The organism is Terrabacter terrigena (genome assembly GCF_042676085.1).
GTDB lineage: Bacteria > Actinomycetota > Actinomycetes > Actinomycetales > Dermatophilaceae > Terrabacter > Terrabacter terrigena.
Genome location: NZ_JBHTKH010000005.1, coordinates 217,546 through 237,720 on the forward strand (window position 1 = coordinate 217,546; position 20,175 = coordinate 237,720).

The 20,175-nt window shown below is 72.0% G+C and carries 11 protein-coding genes; 5 read left to right on the forward strand and 6 right to left on the reverse strand.

Features of this window, described 5'->3' with window-relative positions:
* Positions 1-23: 23 nt before the first annotated feature.
* Positions 24-1,202 (reverse strand): cystathionine gamma-synthase, encoded by a 1,179-nt coding sequence (locus ACFQ2V_RS10115; protein WP_386052562.1) that lies wholly within the window; start codon positions 1,200-1,202, stop codon positions 24-26.
* 44 nt (positions 1,203-1,246) lie between these two features.
* Between ACFQ2V_RS10115 and ACFQ2V_RS10120 the strand changes: the two genes are divergently transcribed.
* Positions 1,247-1,951, forward strand: coding sequence for an SGNH/GDSL hydrolase family protein (locus ACFQ2V_RS10120; RefSeq protein ID WP_386052563.1), 705 nt, complete (start codon positions 1,247-1,249; stop codon positions 1,949-1,951).
* A 98-nt stretch (positions 1,952-2,049) separates the two neighbouring features.
* On the opposite strand, the gene ACFQ2V_RS10125 is transcribed toward ACFQ2V_RS10120, so the two are convergent.
* The 4 genes from ACFQ2V_RS10125 to ACFQ2V_RS10140 form a co-directional block, all read right to left on the reverse strand.
* Positions 2,050-2,673 (reverse strand): response regulator, encoded by a 624-nt coding sequence (locus ACFQ2V_RS10125; RefSeq protein ID WP_386052564.1) that lies wholly within the window; start codon positions 2,671-2,673, stop codon positions 2,050-2,052.
* Positions 2,670-4,163 carry a sensor histidine kinase gene (locus ACFQ2V_RS10130; RefSeq protein WP_386052565.1) on the reverse strand — a complete coding sequence of 498 codons (1,494 nt, stop codon included), beginning with the start codon at positions 4,161-4,163 and terminating at the stop codon, positions 2,670-2,672. The genes ACFQ2V_RS10125 and ACFQ2V_RS10130 overlap by 4 nt, the downstream gene beginning before the upstream one ends.
* Positions 4,164-4,165: 2 nt before the next feature.
* On the reverse strand, positions 4,166-4,720 hold the full coding sequence (locus ACFQ2V_RS10135) for a hypothetical protein (RefSeq protein ID WP_386052566.1): 555 nt from the start codon (positions 4,718-4,720) through the stop codon (positions 4,166-4,168).
* A gap of 261 nt (positions 4,721-4,981) precedes the next feature.
* On the reverse strand, positions 4,982-5,998 hold the full coding sequence (locus ACFQ2V_RS10140) for a GNAT family N-acetyltransferase (protein WP_386052567.1): 1,017 nt from the start codon (positions 5,996-5,998) through the stop codon (positions 4,982-4,984).
* Between ACFQ2V_RS10140 and thrS the strand changes: the two genes are divergently transcribed.
* Complete coding sequence (gene thrS / locus ACFQ2V_RS10145) at positions 5,979-7,502, forward strand: threonine--tRNA ligase (protein WP_386052568.1); 1,524 nt, start codon at positions 5,979-5,981, stop codon at positions 7,500-7,502. The two genes, ACFQ2V_RS10140 and thrS, sit on opposite strands and share 20 nt — an antisense overlap.
* 195 nt (positions 7,503-7,697) lie before the next feature.
* Positions 7,698-8,372: a peptide-methionine (S)-S-oxide reductase MsrA gene (msrA, locus tag ACFQ2V_RS10150; protein WP_386052569.1), complete on the forward strand. Its 675-nt coding sequence runs from the start codon at positions 7,698-7,700 to the stop codon at positions 8,370-8,372.
* Positions 8,373-8,448: 76 nt separating this feature from the next.
* Here the strand turns inward: msrA and ACFQ2V_RS10155 are convergent, their stop codons facing one another.
* The gene (locus ACFQ2V_RS10155; RefSeq protein WP_386052570.1) at positions 8,449-18,999 is read right to left on the reverse strand and encodes a calcium-binding protein; all 10,551 of its coding nucleotides are present in this window, start codon (positions 18,997-18,999) and stop codon (positions 8,449-8,451) included.
* Between the two features lie 224 nt (positions 19,000-19,223).
* On the opposite strand from ACFQ2V_RS10155, the gene ACFQ2V_RS10160 reads away from it, so the two are divergent.
* Positions 19,224-19,688, forward strand: coding sequence for an SRPBCC family protein (locus ACFQ2V_RS10160; RefSeq protein WP_386052571.1), 465 nt, complete (start codon positions 19,224-19,226; stop codon positions 19,686-19,688).
* The gene (locus ACFQ2V_RS10165; RefSeq protein WP_386052572.1) at positions 19,685-20,143 is read left to right on the forward strand and encodes a GNAT family N-acetyltransferase; all 459 of its coding nucleotides are present in this window, start codon (positions 19,685-19,687) and stop codon (positions 20,141-20,143) included. Before ACFQ2V_RS10160 ends, ACFQ2V_RS10165 begins: the two co-directional genes overlap by 4 nt.
* Positions 20,144-20,175: the final 32 nt, after the last annotated feature.

Consider the following 20,175-nt stretch of genomic DNA (forward strand, 5'->3'; position numbering starts at 1 on the left):
GTGAGAAGAGGATTCGCGTCTGCTCAGCCGTGGATGTCGAGCGCCTCACGCAGGTCGGCGATGAGGTCGTCGACGTCCTCGATGCCGACCGAGAGGCGGATGAGGTCGTTCGGCACCTCGAGCTCGGTGCCTGCGACGCTCGCGTGCGTCATGCGCCCCGGGTGCTCGATGAGCGACTCGACGCCGCCCAGCGACTCTCCGAGGGTCCAGAGGCTCACGGCTGCGCACGTCTTGACCGCTGCGTCCTCGCCGCGCTTCATGCGGAAGCTCACCATGCCGCCGAAGCGTTTCATCTGTCGCGTGGCCACGTCGTGGTTGCGGTGCCCGGGCAGACCCGGGTAGAGGATGCTCGAGACGCCGTCGTGGCCCTGGAGGAAGTCGACCACCTTCTCGGCGTTGTCGCAGTGGCGGTCCATGCGGACGCCGAGCGTCTTGAGGCCGCGCAGTGTGAGCCACGAGTCGAAGGGGCCCGCGACGCCGCCGATGCTGTTCTGGTGGAAGGCGATCCGGTCCGCGGCGTCCTCGAACCCTGGCACCGCGATGCTCCGCGCCGTCACGACGGCGCCACCGACGACGTCGCTGTGGCCGCCGGAGTACTTCGTCGTCGAGTGCGTGACGATGTCGGCGCCGAGTGCCAGCGGGCTCTGCAGGTAGGCGGTCGCGAAGGTGTTGTCGACGACGAGGACCGCACCTGCGTCGTGGGCGACCTCGGCGATGGCCGCGATGTCGGCGATGCCGAGGAGCGGGTTGGTCGGGGTCTCGACCCAGACCATCTTCGTCGTGCCGGGGCGGAGGGCGGCGCGCACGGACTCGAGGTCGCCCATGTCGGCGATCGAGTGCTCGACGCCCTGCGGCTTCGCGACCTTGTTGAAGTAGCGGTAGGTGCCGCCGTACGCGTCGTTGGGCACGACGACGTGGTCGCCGGGCACGAGCAGCGCGCGTGCCACGGTGTCCTGGCCGGCGAGGCCCGAGGCGAAGGCGAAGCCGCGACCGCCACCCTCGAGCGCGGCGATGCACTCCTCGAGGGCGGTGCGGGTCGGGTTGGCCGAGCGGCTGTACTCGTAGCCGTTGCGGAAGCCGCCGATGCCGTCCTGCTTGTAGGTGGACACCTGGTAGATCGGGGTGACCACCGCGCCGGTCAGCGGGTCGGCCTCCTGGCCGGCGTGGATGGCGCGAGTGGAGAAACCGTGCTCGTCAGACATGGTGCCGAGCCTATGCCCACGGGCTCGTCTGCGATGCTGCGGGCGTGGGCGACGACTTCGACTACCCCAACCGCGGCGTGCGCCCCCGCGGGCCGGTACTGTCCGCACTCTCGGCAACGTTCCCCGGCATCCGCGCGGTCCAGGAGCAGGTCGAGCCGTATGCCGCCTGGTGGCGCGCGCACAACCGCGTGGCCGCGCGTGGCGCGGAGCCGCTGTGGGTCGCGCTCGGTGACTCCATGACCCTCGGCATCGGCGCGGGCGCCCCCGACCGCGGGTGGGTGGGGCAGCTGAGCCGGCGGTTCGAGGAGCGGGGGTGGCACCATCGGCTCGTCAACCTCGCCGTCAACGGGGCGCGCGTCGAGGACCTCCTCGAGCGCCAGCTGCCGGCGCTGGCCGACTTGACTGCGGACGGGCCGGCCGCCCTCGTCACGGTGGTCGCCGGCTCCAACGACGTGGTGCTGCGGCGCCACCGTCGACTGCTCGTGCAGCGCTTCGCCGAGCTGCTCGACCGGCTGCCCGACGGCGCGGTCGTCTCGAACCTGCCCAACCCGCACCGGGAGGCGCGCGACGTCGACAGGATGCTCCGGGAACGCGCGGCCGCGGGTCGGGTCGTGCTCGTGGACATGCGCCGCGAGGGGCCACGCTCGTGGTGGGGTCGGCTCGCGTCGGACCGCTTCCACCCGAACGACGCCGGCATGGCGACCGTGGTCGAGCGGTCCGTCGACAGGGCGCGCCTGCTCGGGCGCTGAGCGCCGGCGCCCGTGACGAGGGCGGCCGCACGGTGACGGCCCCCGGGACGGCACCGGGACGGCACCGGGACGGCCCGGGACGGCCCGGGGCGGAGACCTCAGGCGACGCCGTGGTCGCGGGCCCAGAGGGCGGCAGACGTGCGGTCGCCGACGCCGATCTGGCGGAAGACGTTGCCGAGGTGCACCTTGACGGTGCGCTCGCTGATGCCGAGGCTGCGCGCGATCTGCTTGTTGGCCAGGCCGCGGGCGACCTGCGCGAGCACCTCGCGCTCGCGGCCGCTGAGGGCGGGCGAACCGGCGGCGTCACGGCTCGTGGACGGCAGCAACGCCCTGGTCACGCGGGGGTCGAGGGGGGCGTGGCCCGCCGACGCCGCCCGGACCGCGTCGAGGACGTCGCGGGGCTCGCTGTCCTTGAGCAGGTAGCCGACCGCCCCCGCCTCGAGGGCGGCGCGCACGCGCTCGGCCTCGGCGAAGGACGTGAGGACCACGACGGGGGCGGGCACGCCGGCGGCCTTGAGCCGCCGGATGGCCTCGACGCCGTCGACGCCGGGCATCGAGAGGTCCATGAGCACGACGTCGGGCCTGACGTCGAGGACCACACCCACGGCCTCGGCCCCGTCGGCCGCCTCGCCGACCACGCTGAGGTCGTCGCTCGCGTCGATGATGGTGCGCAGGCCCGCGCGGACGAGCCGATGATCGTCGACGACGACGACGGTGGTCATCGAACCTCCTCCACGGGTAGGGCGAGCTGCCACGTGGTGCCTCGACCGCGGAACGAGCTCACACGGAGCACGGCACCGACCTCGGAGGCGAGGTCGGTGAGTACCCGTATCCCGAAGTGTCCCTCAAGTCGCGGGAGAATGTCGGGATCGAAGCCAATCCCGTCGTCCTCCACGCTCAGGAGCACCGGGTGGTCGGGGTCCTCGTCGTTGGCGGCGAGCGTGATCGTGACGTGGCGGGCGTCGGCGTGGCGCACGACGTTGCGCAGGCACTCGCGCGCCACGCGGTGCGTCAGCTGCTGGGCCACCTCGCTGAGCCGGGCCGCCAACGCCTCGTCGACGTCCACGTCGACCTCGACCCCGCGGCCTGAGAGGGGGCGAGCCAGGTCGGTCAGCGTCGTCGACAGCCCGGCGTCGGCCAGCCGTTCGGGGTAGATGTCGACGAGGAGCGACCGCAGGCTCGCGACGCTCGCCCGGACGGTGGAGGCTGCCTCGGTGATCGTCGAGGCGAGCGCGGTGCGTCCCGCCGCCCGCTCGGCCTCGGCCGCCCCGCTGACAGCGAGCGAGCTTCCGACGAGGTCCTGGACCGGCCCGTCGTGCAGGTCCGCGGCGATGCGGCGCCGCTCGCGGGCAGAGGCGTCGACGGCACGGCGGAGCAGCGCCTCGCGCTGGTGCTGGGCCGCGTCGAGCCGGTCGAGCAGCCGCCAGATGACGGGAACCATGAGAACCAGCAGGAGCAGCAGGCTCGTGGCGAGCACCCCCGCGAGTCCCCGCCAGAGGTCGAAGGCGCGCTCCTGCACCGGTCCGTACTCGCCGTACACCTCGAACAGCAGCTCATGACCCGACGGTGTCCACACCGGGCGGTAGATCTCGAGCAGCTTGCCGTCGCCGCGCTCGAACTCGTTCTCGGAGCGGTCGAGGTCGGTTGCCTCGGCCTGCGTCCTGGGATGCGCGAGGGTGTTCAGCTGCTCCTCGTCGAGCTCGTAGTGCTTGCCGACGAGCGTCGGCACGTCGGAGTAGACGATCGTGCCGTCCGTGGTCCAGAGCTTGACGCGCCGTATGCCGTTGGGCAACACCCGCTCGCGCACGATCGTGTCGAACGCGTCGAACGCCTCGCGGTCTCCCTTGAGGAGGGCGTCGTCGAGAGCCGGCTGGATGACGGCGAGCGCCATCAGGTTGGTGCGGTGCGCGACGTCGTTGAGCACCTGCCGCTCCGCGAGGCGGCTGGCGGCGAAGGAGGTGCCGACGACGACGAGCGCGAAGACGGCGAGCGCTGCGAACCCGAGCTGGAGCAGCATCCGTCGACGGCTCGGCAGCGGTTGGACGGTCGCGGGCGCGACGCCGTCGGCGAGCGTCCACCAGAGGGGGAGGTTCTGGTGGGGTCGCTCGCCGACGGCTTGCGGCGCGAGCGGTGGTGGGGGATCCACCGGTCGGAGCGCCGCCCCAGGCAGCGGGAGCGTGCTCCCGGTGCCCGAGCGTTCGGTCGCCTTCATGGTCAGTGGTCGTCGGTCCCGGAGTCGTCACCGCCGTGGCGACCTGACGAGCGGGAGGAGCCGGACGAGCCGGAGGAGGACGAACCGGAACGGCCGCCGTGGTCATCGGTCGTCAGGGTGGTCGCGGACCCTGAGACCCGTGAGCCCGAGACCCGGGAGCCCGAGGAGGACGACCCGGAGGTACCGGAAGAACCCGACCCCGAGGATCCGGAGCCGCGGTTCGACGACCCGCCGTGGTCGTCGCCGGGTTCGGCGTGCGAGCCGCGGTCGTCGCCCGGTTCGACGTGCGAACCGCGGTCGTCGCCGGCCTCGGTGCGAGTGGCGCGGGGACGCTCGCCGCCCTTGTCGTCGCCCGCCTCGGTGGTGCGGGTGACGCTCGGCGTACCGCTGGGGGTGCTGACGGTACGGGCGCTGTCGTCGCCGAGCTCGGTGACCAGCTCTGCCGACGGGGGCACGTAGGTGGGGATGCTCTGCGCGAACGAGCTGTTGCCGATCAGTCCCAGGGCAGCTGGGATGAAGGCGGCCACTGCCACCGCTGCAACGGTGAGTCGTCTCATCGGGTCTCCTCTTCAGGGCACCGTTCCCGGGTTCGGGGTCGTGTGCGGATGCTCTGGTCCAACGGTGCGGCCTGGGCCCCCTCCGACGCCATCGGGCTTTGGTCCTAGTACCTCATGGTCCCCCAGCGACCCCTCGCGGGTAACCCGGCAGAGGTTCTGCCGGTCACCCCCGCAGGCGACCCTTCACAGCGGCCTGGCCCACTTCCCGGTCCTCGCACGAAGAGGTCAGCCGCTCGCATTCGATCTCCTTGACCTGAAAGCTCATTCGCTCTTCCCTGTCTGCTTCTGCCACTCGCGGCTGTAGCCCTCGACGGCGTACCCGAGCCGCTGGTTGACGGCGAGCATGTGCGTGTTGCTGGCCGCGTTCCACGTGCGCACCGAGGTCACCTCGGGCAGCTCGTCCATGAGGCGCAACGCGTTGGCGGCCTTGAGTCGCAAGCCGAGTGCGTGACCACGGTGCTCCTCGAGCACGAGGGTGTCCTGCTGGAACCCGAGGTCGGGGCTGCCCGCGGAGACCGCGATGGTCGTGAACGCCACGAGCCGGCCGGTTGCCCTGTGCCGGGCCGCGGACTCGACGACGCGTCGACCCGAGTCGAGGGTGCGGGCGAAGGACTCGCGCAGCCGGTCGGCATCCCACGCCTCCTCCTCGAGCACGAGGTCGTCGAGCGGTGCGTCCGTGCTCATCCGCTGCTGGAGCACGGCGCGGTCGTCGAGCCACGACTCGGGGATCTGGTCGACGAACGACTCGACGGCGTAGTCGTCGTCGGCCGTGGCGAGCAGCGCCAGCTGTTCGCGGTCCGCGGGCAGCGGCATCGCGCTGCGGACCATCGTCTGCCCGACGGCATAGCCGTGTCGGGCCGCGAACGCCTCCGCATCGTCGTTGGCACCAGCGGCCCACTCCGTCTCCCCCATGAGCGTGCCGCGGCCGTGCGCTCCGGCGATGGCCTCTCCCTCACGGAGCAGGGCATCACCCAGGCCCCGCCGCCGGTGGTCAGGGTGCACCGACAGCCACACGAGCGCGAGGTCGAGGTTGTCGGTCGTCGGCATCCGCACCTCGAGAGCACCGACGAGGCGGTCTCCGACCCAGGCGGCGCGGGCGACCCGGCGCCCCGTCGGCGAGCGGTGGAAGCCGCGGATCTCCTCGAGGGTCCAGGCGCTCCCCCGCTCCCCGAAGAGGTCGCGCTGGACGGCGGCGTGGACGTCGATCCACTCGCGGGCGGCGGGCTCCTGCGCCGGGTCGAGCAGGTCGATCGGTCTGATGTCGAGGTCGTCGCTCACGGGCCCGAGTCTGTCGACCACCCCACCCCGTGGGCCAGCAATTTGTCGTCGGCCCGCCGAGCGGCGTACCTCGTCGGTGGGCTCCAGCCCGCAATCCCGTTGCCGCAGCGGCGCGCCCGCCCTACCCTCGACACATGCACCGCTCACAGCAGACGACGACGCCGGACCCCTCCGGCGCACTGTTGCTGCTCTAGCACCCACTGCACACCACGCCCCGGAGTCGACTCCGGGGCGTGCGTCGTCTCCGGGTCGACTCGGCCACGAGGAGACCCACATGTCCGACCACCGCGACCTCAGCCACGACCTCGACGTCTATGCCACCGACCCGCTCGCCGGCGCCGGACTGCCCCTGTGGCTCCCGGGCGGGTCCGTCATCCGCCGCGAGCTCGAGCGTCTGGCCAAGGACCTGGCCCATGCCGACGGCTGCGTCGACGTGCACACACCCGTGCTCGGCAAGCGCGCCCTCTTCGAGCGCTCGGGCCACTGGGCCAAGTTCGAGGACGACATGTTCCCCACCCTGCGGCTCGGTGACGAGGAGGTGGTGCTGCGGCCGGCGAACTGCCCGCACCACGCCCTTGTCTACAGGGCCCGCAGCCACTCGTACCGGGAGCTGCCGATCCGGCTCAACGAGCTCGCGCCGATGTTCCGGGCCGAGCGCTCAGGCGTGCTCTCGGGCCTGAACCGCGTGCGCCAGATCAGCCTCGACGACACCCACGTGTTCTGCCGGCCCGACCAGACCGGGGCGGAGGTCGCTCGTGGCCTGCGCGCGGCCCTGGAGGCCCAGCGCGTCCTCGGCCTTCCGGTGCACCACGCGCGCCTGTCGATGCGCGACGACTCCGACGCGTGGCTGGGCACCGAGGAGCAGTGGCGCACCGCGCAGGACGCCCTGCGCGTGTCGGCTCGAGAGGTCCTCGACGGCTACGACCTTCCCCTCGTCGAGGCGCCGGGCGAGGCCGCCTTCTACGGCCCGAAGGTCGACCTCCAGGTCTTCGACTCCCGGGGCCACGAGGAGACCATCGCCACCGTGCAGGTCGACTTCAACCAGCCCGAGCGCTTCGACCTGACCTACCACGGTGAGGACGGGGAGCGGCACCGCGTCGTCATGGTGCACCGCGGCACCGTCGGCTCGATGGAGCGCGTCACCGCCGCCCTGCTCGAGCGCTACGACGGGCGGCTACCGCTGTGGCTCGCGCCCGTCCAGGTCGCGGTGCTGCCCGTGTCGGCCGAGCAGGACGACGCCGCCGGAGAGCTCGTCGACGCGCTGCGCGCCCAGGGCGTACGCGTGGGGCTCGGCTGCGACGACTCCCTCGGTTCGCGCGTGCGCGAGGCCCGCCGGCGACGCGTCGCTGTGGTGGCCGTGGTCGGGGCCCGTGAGGCGGCGGACCGGTCCGTGCAGGTCACCGACGTCGCGGCCGGCTTCCGCGACGTCGTCGCGGTGGGCCACCTCGTCGACCGAGTCGTGGCGGCTCGCGACGGACGGTGCCGGCTCGTCGACTGGGCCTGAGCCGCACGCGGCCCACCAGGCGACTCGCGCGAGCGGTGGGCCGGGTCCTGGCCCCGCCCACCGCACACGCGACGGGTCCACGAGCCGGACGTGGCGGCATACGGGAGGGGGCTCGAGCGTTGAAGGGGCGAACGACCCGCCCCACACAAAGGATGTGACACTGGAATGGTGTTCGGACTCGGTAGGAAGACCCACATGCCCGCTCGCGACGAGGCCCTACCCGGCCGCGCGGAGCGCCCGTTCCAGGTGGACCCGACCCACGTCGTGCTCGGCACCCCGATCGAGGGACCGTGGCCCGAGGGATCGGAGGTGCTCTACGTCGCCATGGGCTGCTTCTGGGGCGTCGAGCGGATCTTCTGGCGGCAGGACGGCGTCGTGTCGACGGCCGCCGGCTACATGGGCGGCTACACGCCCAACCCGACCTACGAGGAGACGTGCACCGGCCGCACCGGTCACGCCGAGACCGTACGCGTCGTCTACGACCCCGAGCGCACGTCGCCCGAGCTGCTGCTCAAGGCGTTCTGGGAGAACCACGACCCCACGACGGCGAACCGCCAGGGAAACGACATCGGCACGGCCTACCGCTCGGCGATCTACTGGACCACCGAGGGCCAGCGGCTCGCCGCCGAGGCCACGCGCGAGGCGTTCCAGAAGGTGCTCGACGACAACGGCTACGGGCAGATCACGACCGAGATCCGCTCGGCCGACGACGCCGGGCCGTTCTACCTCGCCGAGGACTACCACCAGGGCTACCTGCACAAGAACCCCGGCGGCTACTGCAACCACGGGCCCAACGGCATGACCTGCCCCGTGGGCATCGTGCGCCAGGACCAGCTCCCGTCGCAGCAGGACATCGCACCGCCCGCCTGACCGCGGCTCGCTCACCGCGTGGACGAGGACGCCCCCACCCGCCTTCGGGTGGGGGCGTCCGTGCGGAGGGGACCGGTCAGGGTGTGCAGGCCGTCTCGTCGAAGTGCCCCGGTGTGCCCGGGTAGGCGGCGCCCGACCCGTGCTCGTTCTGGCCCGGGTAGACCATGGCGAGCTCGCGGAAGGCCGAGGTGCCGTCCGTCGTCACGTCCGTGCTGGGACGGCCGGCGCTCGACGACCATGCCAGCTGCTGCAGCCACGACTGCATGGCCGGGGAGTGACCGCGCACGTCGTTGAAGCCGCCGTACGCCGCGTTGCAGTGGGTGAACAGGTTGTACGCGCCGTTCCAGTCGATGAGCCGGTCGCCGGGGTTGGGCCCGTTGGCCGTCACGTCGCCCTGGAGCACGTCGCGGTCCCAGCCGCCGTAGATCCAGTCGGTGCCCTGGTGGTGGTTGTCGTTGGCCGGGTCGGCGTCGGCCAGGCCCGTCATCTCGAACCACAGGCACGGGTCGACCGTGACGACGCTCTTCTTCGTGCCGGTCGTCAGCGGCCAGTCGCCGAGCGTGCAGCCGCTGCCCGGGGCGTAGGACCCCCGCGGCCGCACGTCGAGCAGGTCGGAGCCGAGCACGTCCTGCTTCGACACGTCGGGCTCGCCCGCGCCACCGAAGAGGTGGTCGACGAACCGGTCGTCGGCGCCGCGCGAGCTCGGCGTGAAGACGCCGTTCACGAGGCAGTCGGGCGTCGCGGCGTCGAGCACGGCGTCACAGCCCTGGCCGCCCCAGAGGATGTCCTCGCCGTCGCCACCGAAGACGTCGTCACCACCGCTGTCGCCGTTCACCACGTCGTCGCCGTGGCCGGCGTGGATGGCGTCGTCGCCCGAGCCGCCACGGATGAGGTCGCGTCCGCCCTCGTCCATGCCGTTGTGCGGCATGGCCGCGTCGGTCGAGGCACCGACCCACTGGTCGCCGTCGACGTCGTGGAGCAGGTCGACCCGGCGGTCGTACGCGCCGCGCGGGAACGCCGTGAACGTCTCCTTGGGCGGGCTGTTCAGCGTCACCGAGCCCTGGGCCGGGCTGTCGCCCGCGCTCAGGAGCTGGTTCACGATGCCGCCGCGGTCGCCCACGATCGCGTCACGGCCGCTGTCGCCGCCGATGCGGTCGTCGCCGAGCTCGCCGTAGAGGTCGTCGTCGCCGAAGCCGCCGGAGATGACGTCGTCGCCGTCCTGGCCCCAGATTCCGTCGTTGCCGTCGTCGCCCCAGAGCACGTCGGCGCCGAAGGCCCCGCTCACCTCGCACGTCGCCTGGGTGGTCGTGCAGAAGCGGGTGCTCGGGCCGGGCAGCGCCGGGTCGTGGGTGCGCGACGCCGTGGCGTCCGAGGGCACCGCACCGTCCGGGTAGCGGTCGGCGTAGACCTTCTCGGACCGGGCGCCGGCGCCGCCCTGCAGGGTGCGCAGGAGCGAGCCGTTGTCGCCGAGGACGACGTCGTCGCCGCCGTTGCCCTCGATGACGTCGGAGCCGTCGCGGAACCCGGCTGCCGTGCTGCCGCCGATGACGTCGTCCTGTCCGGGCACCGAGCTCGTGCCGCGCAGCAGCGCGGTCGGGCTCGCCGACCCGGGCCAGGTCGCCGCGAGCGCCGCGACCGTGGTGCCGTGGGTCGACGCCTGGCCGAACGGCAGGTCACCGAAGAGCTGGTCGGTGCCGCCGTTGCCCTCGACGTGGTCGGCGCCGGCGTCGCCGGTGACCGCGTCGTTGCCGTCCTGCCCGAGGAGCACGTCCACCCCGTCGCCGCCGGAGACACGGTCGAAGCCGTAGAGCGACGCCGAGGGCGTCGTCAGCGGGCTCGCGCCGAGGTCCCACGGCTGGATGACGCGGGGCGTCATCGCGGTGCCGGTGGTGCTGCCGAGACGCACCGTGACCGAGCTGGGCGCCTGGCCGGCCACCGGCCGGAGCACCTGACCGTTGTCACCGAGCGCGACGTCGTCACCGGGGCCGCCGAAGACGGCGTCGTCGGTGTCGGGCTGGCCGGCCGTCGTCGGGCCGCTGCCGCCGGAGGGCGTGGAGCTGCCACCGACGAGGTCGTCGTCGCCGAGGTCGCCCTCGACCCAGTCGGTGTCGGGACCGCCCTCGACGTAGTCGTCGCCTCCGTCGCCCTTGAGCCGGTCGGTGCCGCTCTGGCCGAGGACGACGTCCTGGCCGTCGCCGCCGAAGACCTGGTCGGCCCCGGAGTTGGCGAGGACCGGGCTCGTGCCGAGGTCGAGCAGCGTCACCCGGTGCGTGCGTGAGAACCCCCGCATCCGAGTGACCGGCGTCGCGTCCGCCGCGGCGACACCCGACTCGACGACGGCGTTGTCGCCGGCGATGAGGTCGGGACCGGCGTCGCCGTGGAGCTGGTCGCCCTCGTCGGGACGGCCGACACCGGTGCTCGGCTGCTGGAAGGACCCGCCGACGATCTCGTCCTCGCCCGCGTCACCGTGGACGACGTCCGAGCCGTTGTTGCCCTCGAGGTGGTCGGCGTCGTCTCCTCCGTTGACGGCGTCGCCGCCGAGGCCGCCGTATGCCGTGTCGTCGCCGACGCCACCGTAGATGACGTCGCCGCGGCCGGCCGACGGCGTCAGCCCGTCGAGGTCGTACGGGATCGCTTGGGCATCAGTGGTGCTCGTCGGGTCGTCGACCGTGCCGTTGTCGCCGATGATGACGTCGTCGCCGGTGTCGCCGGAGATCGTGTCGCCGGCGTCTGCTGGCCCGACGTCGGCACGGCCCGCCGCACGGGTGCCGCCGTAGAGGACGTCGTCTCCGTCGCCGCCGCTGATGCGGTCGGAGCCGTTGTCGCCCTCGACGACGTCGGTGCCCGCCTGGCCGTAGAGCTGGTCCTGGCCGGTGTTGCCGAAGACGAGGTCGTCCCCGGCGTCGCCGTAGCCGCGGTCGTCACCGCTGCCGCCCCAGACGCGGTCGGCGTCGTCGCCCCCGGAGAGGACGTCGGCGCCCTCCTGGCCGCAGACGAGGTCGGCTCCGCCGCCGGCGAGGACGCGGTCGCTCGCGCCGCCGGCCGAGATGGTGTCGACGCCGGCCCCGCCGAGGACGAGGTCGTTGCCGTCACCACCGGCGGCCGAGGTGCCCTCGGGAGCGGGGTCGCTCGTGACGGGACTGCCGGGACGGCACGTCTCGTCCTTCGCGGCGTCGAGGGTGTCCGCGTCGCGGAGGGTGTCGCCGAAGACCGTCGCCGGACCGTCGCCGCCGATGACGTGGTCGTTGCCGAGGCCGCCGACGAGCGTCTTGCGCGACGAGGCCTCGCCGGCCGGGATCGGCAGGTGGGTCACGGCGCGGTACGCCCCGAAGTCGACTCCCTCGACGACGTCCGGTCCACGGGCGTTTCCGGCCGCGTCGAGGCCACGGGCCCCGACCTGGCTCGGCTCGGCGATGACGTAGTCGTCACCGGGCCCGCCGAAGAGGGCGTCGGTGCCGTAGCCCCCGACGAGGGCGTCGTGGCCACCGCCGCCGACGGCTCGCGCGTGCTCACCGCTCTTCGAGTGGCTCGTGACGATGTCCTCGACGGCACTGCCCCAGACCTGGTCGTCGCCGGAGCCGGTCTCGATGATGTTCGGGATCGACGGCTTGCCCGACGGGGTGGTCAGGGTGTCGGCGGTGCCCGCGGCGTCGACGCCGAAGGTCCCCTCGGTGGAGGCGTAGATCGTGTCGGGCCCGGAGCCGCCGGTGACCGAGTCGCTGCCGAGGCCACCGATGAGGACGTTGCCGTCGGAGCGGATCGTGGTGCCGGCCGTCGCACCGGGTCGGTCGGACGCGACGCCGATCTTGTCGTCGCCCGGGCCACCGTTGGCCCTGTTCCTGCCGAGGCCGACGCTGACGACGTCGGCGCCGCCGCTGCCCTGGTCGCCCTGGGTCGGGTCGACGTCGAGCTTCGTCCAGTCGACGATGTCGGCGAGCTTGACCGAGGTGACCGAGCCCTTGGCGTTGTCGACGTCGACGGGGTTGAGGGCGGCCGTGACCTCGAGCGGGTGCTGCGGCAGAGCGCCGTCTCCCGAGACGAGGTCGGCGCCCTGGCCGGTCGTGATGGCGTCGGCGCCGGTCCCACCTGCGACCCGGGCGACCTTGCCCACGGCGTCGGCCGTGACGATGCGGTCGTCGCCGGCACCTCCGTCGACCCACGAGCTGCCCGTGCCCGTCTGGATCTGGTCCTTGCCGGGGGTGCCGAAGACGACGGCGTCCCTGTCGAAGACCGACAGGTCGGCCTGCGTCGTCGACGACGACGGGTTCGCGTCCTTCTTGCCGTCACCGACGAAGCTCACGGCGAGCGGCGTCGAGGAGCCCCGCCCGTCGACGACGACCCTCTTGAGGCCGGCGTCGAGGTACTCGCGCGTCTCACCGAGCATCTGCACCTTGAACCCGTCGAAGTCGGGGTTGGTGCCCGCGTCGTCGCCCGGCTTCTGGGCGAAGTGGAGCGCGGTCACCCTGACCGTGTCGGTCTCCGTGTCCGCCGTGTTGCCCCACGGCGTGCCTCGTGCCGCGTCGGTGCCGAACCGTCCGGCGAAGACGACGAGCGTGTCACCGGTCGTGCCGCCCAAGCGTGGCGGCGGTGGCTCGCAGTTCGGTTTCGCCGTGAAGTCGAGCAGGGTGATGTCCGCGATGTTGATCGAGAACGACACGCTGAACGGCGAGAAGCCGAGCGTCACGTAGAGGCGGAGGAAGAGGCTCAGGCGCCCCGTGGTCGTGAAGAGACACAGCGGGTTGTTGGCCGCCGCGTGGAGGAACTCGCTCACGCGGAACTTTCCGTCGTTGTTCGGGTCGTTCCAGTGGAAGCCGATGGTCAGGTGCAACCCGCCCTCGAGGCCGACGGTGATGATGACGGCCGTCACCGCTGCGCCCGCGGCGATCTCGCCGTCGAGCCGCACCACGGGGACCGGCACGCCGTTCGCGTCGGTGGTCTTGAAGTAGAGCCCGTCGAGGAGCTTGACGGCGTCGACGGACGTGCCCGCCCGGGCCGCCTCCACGGCATACCGGATGCCGGCGGTGTCGAGCCCAGCCATGAAGCGCAACGTCACCGACGCCGAGCCGGAGAGCGTCACCATGACGGGCGGCGGCGCGTAGACGGGCCCGAAGGCCTGGCGCCAGGTGAAGCCGAGCGTCAGCGGCCCGCTGTCGAACTCGACGAGCGAGACGTCGCTGCCCATGAGCAGGCTGAAGACCGAGGCCGGGTCGTCGAGGATCGGGAAGGTGAAGCCGGACTTGTTCGCACTGCCGGCGCTGCTGCCGGAGCCGAACACGTTGCCCTTGCCGCCCTTGGTGTTGAGGGCGTTCTTCACGTCGTCCTTGCTGGCGGCCGAGGCGGTCTTGATGAGCGAGCTGGCCGTGCCGGGGGCCAGGCTGCTCGTCGGTGACACGTCGGTGTCGAGGGCCTTGTCGCCGCTGACGGTGAAGCTCCCGATCGGGATGAGGCAGGTCGGGTCGCCGGCGCCACCACCGCAGTCCGGCAGGTTGTTGATGAGCGTCGTCAGGGCCGCGATCCTGTCGACGAAGTCGAGCTTCGGACCGCCGGCGAGCGTGTTGAACGTCTTGGCCAGGGTGATCAGGCTGACGTCTCCGCCGCCGGCCATCCTGCTGAGGTCGGACAGCACCGGGATCGGCGCGTAGAGGGTGTCGATGACCGGCTGGAGCGGGCCGGTGACCGACTTGACCTTCTTGAGCACCGGGCCGAGGAGGTTGGACAGGAATCCGCCGGCGTCGATCGCGACGTCCTTGAACTCGATGTTCGGCGCCCCGAGGTGCTTGAGGTCCTTGTTCGAGAACTCCCACCCGAGGACGAAGTTCGCCTGGACCCCGGGCAACACCGAGTCGACCGAGGCCTTGACGAGCCAGTCGGCCTTGATCTTCGCCGTGAGCGAGATGCCGAAGAGGGACGACGCGTCACCCTTGGCGAGGTCGCCGATCGTCAGCACGCTGTCGGCCGTCTCCGTCGTGTCTCGGGACCTGAGGTCGACGAGGAACGCGCCGGCGAAGAGCGGCGCCGTGCCGTTCTTGCTGACGTCGATGTCGAGGAAGGCGAGCTGGGCCCTCATCGTGGCCGGCATGTCGAAGCGTGCCCCGAGACCGAACTCGGGTGCGGGGGCGCCGTCCTGCCAGCTGTCGTGGGTGTAGATGACGAAGCCGTCGTCGGTGTTGATGCCGGCCTTGACGTGCAGCTGCAGGCCGAGGCCGTAGGTGATGGCGGCGTCGTCGCCGGCCTTGAGCGCCAGGCCCGGGATGCCGATGTCGAGCGGCAGCTTCTTGCCGTCGCCGAGGCAGCCGGACCCGGGCACGCAGCCGTCGTCGGGCGTCACCGTGCCGGCCTTGACGTCGAAGGAGAGGTTGACGCCGTTGATGCTCGTCGTCGGGCAGTCGACGAGCATGGGCTTCGTCGTGACCGGCGTGTAGGCCGAGGCCGTCGCGGTGCCGTCGTCGGTGTAGGACTGCGCGCTGCCCGAGGCCGCGTCGACGACCTTGACGAGCTGGTACGCGCCGCCGTCCTTGCTGCGCAGCACCTTGTACTTCGTGGCCCCGTTCGTCTTCGTCCACGAGACCTTGATCGAGTTGCCGCCGCCGAGGGTCGTCCACGACGTCGTCGTCGCGGCGCTCGGGGGCGAGGCCACGGTGTCGCCGTCGGTGCCGGCGCCGGAGCCCTGGCTCGCGACGACCTCGTAGCGCCACGTCGTCGAGCCGGTCGTCGACGGCGTCGCCGCCAGCGTCGGAGCCGCGGTGGGCTCGAGCTTCGCCTTGCACTCGTAGTCCACCGTGAGGCTCGTCTTCTGCAGGCCGGCCGCGGTGATCGCCTCGGCGATCTTGGTGTTGACGTAGTCCTTGGCCTCCTTCGGGCTCGCCGGGACGTTCCCGAGCTTGGACCTGATCTCGGCACGCAGGCGTCCGACGGAGTCGGCGCCCTGCTGGAGGTCCTTGCCGACGAAGGGCAGCTTGCCGTCGAAGGTCGCGAGGCGCATCGACTGCTCGATCTTCTCGAGGTAGCCGTCGAGGCCGGGGCCGATCTGGGTGAAGTCGGCGAAGGCGTTGGCGAAGGCGGCCGACAGGTCGGGCAGCTCGAAGCGCTGCTCCGCGGCGTCCGGGGCCGGGAGGTTGCCGGAGAGGTCGAGCAGGGTCGCGGGGTCGGTCGAGTCCTGCAGGCGAAGGGCCACCGAGCCGAGCGAGGTGGTCGGGCCGCCCGAGACGGTGGCGTAGAGCGGGATGAGGCCGCAGACCATGAGCGGCGTGGTCAGGCCCTCGCCGCAGTCGACGGGAGTGTTCGAGGCGTTGAAGCCGACGTCGAGGCCGGACAGGAAGGTGGAGAAGCTGACCGGCGTGTTCGCCGCGGCCCCCGCGTCGGACAGCTCGAGGCTGAGGTTGGCCTTCAGCTTCGCCTGCTTGGCCGGGTCCCCGGCGGGGTCGCCGGCCGACACGGTCAACGGGCCGATGGTGCCGGCGGCACGCCCCGTGAAGCCGGCGTCGGCGGCGATGCTGACCTTCGAGTCGGCGAGCACCTTCAGCGAGGCCGCGTCGTCGGGACCGGTGCCCGGTGCGAGCGGCACGACGAGGCCGACCTTGACGCCGCCGGTGACGTGAGCGGAGCCCTGGCCGGTCGCGGCGGCCGTGACCAGCGACTTGTCGCCACCGAGGTCGAGGCGCAGCGGCGTGCTCGTGCGGAAGTCGCGCTTCCAGTCCAGGTCGAGCACGACGTTCGGGGTGCCCCCGTCGTCGAGGTAGCGGAAGTGCAGGGCGCCCGCGCCGAGGCGGTCGTCGAGCACCTTCACGAGGTCCTGCATGTTCTGCGGCGGGTGCAACGAGAGCACGTCGATGGCGTCGTCGAGCGGTGAGCGGAAGGCGTATGCCGTGTCGTCGACAGGCCTGGTCGTCCAGGGCTCGGTGAGCGTCACGGTGTCCCCTGACGCGGAGGCCACGACGGCCACCTGCGTGCCGACGACGACCGTGCGCCCGACGAAGGACGCGTCGAACGTACGCCCCACGTGCTGAAGGGTGTTCGTGCCGTAGTTCACGTCGGAGCCGACGCCCGACGCGTCACGCCGCATGAGGTCGCGCAGCGACGTGCCGGTGCCGGGGATCTCACGGCTGTAGATGCCCGTTGCGCCTCCGGGCTGCGCGTCGGCGAGCTGGGCCGCCATCGTCTGGAGCGTCTTCAGGACGATCGCGAAGAGCTCGGCCTGGGAGCCGGGCTTGATGTCGAGGGCGAAGATCCGGCTGAGTCGGCTGAGGTCGAGCTGCGGACCGTCGCTGCCGCTGAGCTTGGTCAGGTCGTTCCAGTGCGCGGAGAGCCCGACGTCCGTGCCGGCGGGCAGGAACCCGTCGGCGTCCGGGATCGAGGCCTTGAGGTCGGCGCTCGCCCGCACGGCCAGGTCCACGTCGAGAAGGTCGCCGGCGTTGCTCGTGCCGGTCGGGGTGTCGGTGACGAGGGTCGCGAACAAGTCGCGCAGCCGGAGGTCGTGCTGGGCGTCCCCGGCCTGCTTCAGGCCGATGGAGAGCATGTGGCCGGTGCCTGCAGCCGAGCAGTCGGCCGGGGCGGAGCTGTTGCACACCGACAGCGATCCCTTGAGCCGCACCTGGAAGAAGCCGGCGTTGGCGGTGAGGTCGACCGCGGTGTCGATCGGGAAGTCCGCTGTGAGCAGGGGGCTGCCGGTGCGCACCATGATGCGGTCGGGGCCGAGCGGCAGCGAGGTGACGTTGGTCGAGAACGCGCCGGTCGTCTGCGCGAACGGGCAGGCCTTCGTGTTGCCTTCGAAGCCGATGCAGTCGTTGCCGGTCTTCGGGTCCTGCAGGTCGAGCACGAGCGTCAGGTCCGCGGCGAACGACGGCTTGACCGTCGCGAAGGTCTGGGCGGAGTTCGCCCGCAGGATGCCGCGTCGCGGACCGGTGCCGCCGGGCTGGTCGGTGAGCTGGTCTCCGAAGGTGACGGCGCCGAGCTGGGCCTCCGGGCCCACGATGACGAACGGCGAGCTGGCAGAGGGCTGCCCGCCGATCCAGGTACCGGACACGGTGAGCGAGTTCTTCGTGTTGGCCGTGATCTCTCCGGCCGAGGTGCCGGCCATGACGCGCATGCCGACCCACTGGTTCGGCTGCCATGGCTGGGTGCCGTCGTCCAGGGTCAGGCCGCTGGCCGAGTAGGTGGCCGACGGACGCGACGTGCGTGCAGCCCCCGCGTCCATCGCGACACCGGTGGACGGTGCGGCCTTGACCATGCGCATCCGGAAGACGAGCTTGCTCGTGGCCGCGTCCCAGGCGAGGTTGTCCAGGCCGATGCCCGCCGCCTTGAGCTTCGCGACGAGGTCCTGCAGCGAGTCGAAGGTCGGGTTGCCCACCGTGGAGGCGTCGAAGCCCGGCGGCGAGGGCTGGTTCGGGTCCGGAGCCTGGACGACGTTGGCCTTGAGGAAGTCGACGAGCACCTGGTTGGCCTTGATCGCGTCCGACACGGTGCCGCGCAGGAACGGCAGGTCGAGGTTGCCCGTCGAGGGCAGCGGTCCCGCGCCGTCGGGGTCGAACCTGGCAGCCTGGATGCCGGTCAGCGCAGTCGCGACCTGGGCCAGTCCGTCGGCGAGGTCGCGCAGGCTCATGTTCTGGAACTTGCCGACGAGGCCGGCGAGCGTCGGGGCCGTGACCGTCGGCGTGCCGGTCGCGATGTCGGGCCACGCGACGGTCACGTCGGCGGCGACGTTCGTCGGGAAGCTCACTCCTGCGAGGCCGCTCGTGTCGGCGGCGACGTGCAGGGTGCCGGACACCGAGCCGGCGGTGCCCGGCTGTGTGGGCGACCCGGTCGGGTCGAGGGATGCCGAGACGAGCCCCGCGAGCGAGCCGTCGGCGAGCTCGCCGTCACCGGTGCCCGCCCCGTCGAAGGCCAGTACTCCGTCGTTGTCCGGGTCGTCCACCTTCGCGTACGCGTGCGCCGTGACGGCGAAGTCGGTGCTGCTGAGCGTCACGCCGAGGATGCCGACGGCGGCCTTCGCCGCTGCCGACAGGTGCGCGGTGACGTCGACGTCGACCCGCGGCGCGTGGCCCGCGTCGCTCGCCAGGTAGACCTTGTTCGTCGTGGCGCCCGTCCAGACCACCCAGAGCGAGAGCGTCGCCTCGACCGTCGCGGTGACGCCCTTCGGCGAGGAGAGCTCGACGCGCGGGCTCGCCGAGCTGACGGCGAGAGCCTGCTGCGCGGCCGTGCGGGTGACGACGAGGTTCACGTGGACTCGTTTGCCCTCGCCGAGGTCGTCGACCGTGATGTCGAGCGTCCCGGTGCGGCCGCCGGGCAGGCTGACCGACTCCCCCGACGTCGCGAGGTCGGCCCAGGTCGTCGTGCCGGCCAGAGCCCCTGTCACGCCCTCCTCGACGAGGTCGTCGAGGCCGGCCAGCCCTCCGGGGCTCGCTGCGACGAACGGCAGCTGCTTGCCGAACGCACCGATCGTCGCGAGCCCACGCGTCCAGGTGGCGAGGTTGGCCGTGCCACCGCTTCCGCCGAGGAACGCCACCACCTTGTCGACTCCGGGGTCGGGGTCGGCTGCGAACGCGGGCGACGGCCCGGAGAGCGCTCCGACCACGACGAGGAGCGACGCCACAACCGCTCCGAGGGCACGACGAATCGACTTGCGCACCATGGTTTCTCCCCAGAAGGGAGCGCACCGCGAGCCCATCCCTGCCCGAGCCACATCCGACACACTCCTCGTGCTGACAACGTAGTGAGCCCCCCGTCACACGTCTGGCAAATCGTCGGAAAAGGCATCGAGTCGGTGATAGAGGGACAGATGGGACTCAGGTGACGTCCACCAACCCGACCGAGGTCGAGCCACCCACCGTCGGTCTCCGATGGCAGGATGCCGGCATGGCCGACAAGAGCTTCCGCATCACCCGCGAGACGACGATCGCGGCGCCGCCCGAACGCATCCAGCCCCTGCTCTCCGACTTCCACGAGTGGCAGAAGTGGTCGCCGTGGGAGGGGCTCGACCCGGCCATGGACCGCACGTACACCGGTGCCCCGTCCGGCGCCGGCGCGGTCTACGCGTGGAGGGGCAACCGCAAGGCCGGCGAGGGCCGCATGGAGGTCCTCGAGTCCGAGCCCCGTCACGTGGGCATCGACCTGCTCTTCGCCGCCCCGATGAAGGCGCACAACCGGGTGGACTTCACGCTGACGCCGGTCGGCGACGGCACTCGCGTCGAGTGGGCGATGACCGGTCCACAGAACGCCGTGATGCGCCTCATGAGCAGGTTCTGGTCCATGGAGAAGCTCGTCGGCCCGGACCTCGAGAAGGGCCTCGCGCAGCTCAAGCGCACGGCCGAGACCGCGTGACCGGCCTGACCATCCGCCGGGCGATGCGAGGCGACGTCCCGGCGATCGTCGCCATGCTCGCCGACGACCCGCTCGGGGCGGGCCGCGAGGACCCGGCCGACACCCAGACCTACCACGCGGCGTACGACCGGGTAGTGGCCGACCCCGGGCAGCACCTCGTCGTCGCCGAGCGCGACGGCACGGTCGTCGGCACGCTCCAGCTCACCGTCATCCCCGGGCTCTCCCGACGCGGCGCGACGCGCACCATCATTGAGGCCGTACGCGTGGCCGACGGCGAGCGCGGAAGCGGCCTCGGCACCGAGCTCGTCACGTGGGCCGTCGAGGAGTCGCGCCGGCTCGGTGCCACCCTGGTGCAGCTGACGAGCGACGCCAGCCGCACCGATGCCCGACGCTTCTACGAGCGGCTCGGCTTCGAGGCCTCACACGTCGGCTTCAAGCTCCGGCTCGACGGCTGAGGGGCGGCGACCGGTCGTCACCGCCCCTCGGG

Coding starts and splice junctions, on each gene's coding strand:
- ACFQ2V_RS10130 (WP_386052565.1), bottom strand. CDS start 4,163: ATGAAGGCGACCGAACGCTCGGGCACCGGGAGCACGCTCCCGCTGCCT.
- ACFQ2V_RS10155 (WP_386052570.1), bottom strand. CDS start 18,999: ATGGTGCGCAAGTCGATTCGTCGTGCCCTCGGAGCGGTTGTGGCGTCG.
- msrA (WP_386052569.1), top strand. CDS start 7,698: ATGCCCGCTCGCGACGAGGCCCTACCCGGCCGCGCGGAGCGCCCGTTC.
- ACFQ2V_RS10115 (WP_386052562.1), bottom strand. CDS start 1,202: ATGTCTGACGAGCACGGTTTCTCCACTCGCGCCATCCACGCCGGCCAG.
- ACFQ2V_RS10135 (WP_386052566.1), bottom strand. CDS start 4,720: ATGAGACGACTCACCGTTGCAGCGGTGGCAGTGGCCGCCTTCATCCCA.
- thrS (WP_386052568.1), top strand. CDS start 5,979: ATGTCGAGGTCGTCGCTCACGGGCCCGAGTCTGTCGACCACCCCACCC.
- ACFQ2V_RS10160 (WP_386052571.1), top strand. CDS start 19,224: ATGGCCGACAAGAGCTTCCGCATCACCCGCGAGACGACGATCGCGGCG.
- ACFQ2V_RS10125 (WP_386052564.1), bottom strand. CDS start 2,673: ATGACCACCGTCGTCGTCGTCGACGATCATCGGCTCGTCCGCGCGGGC.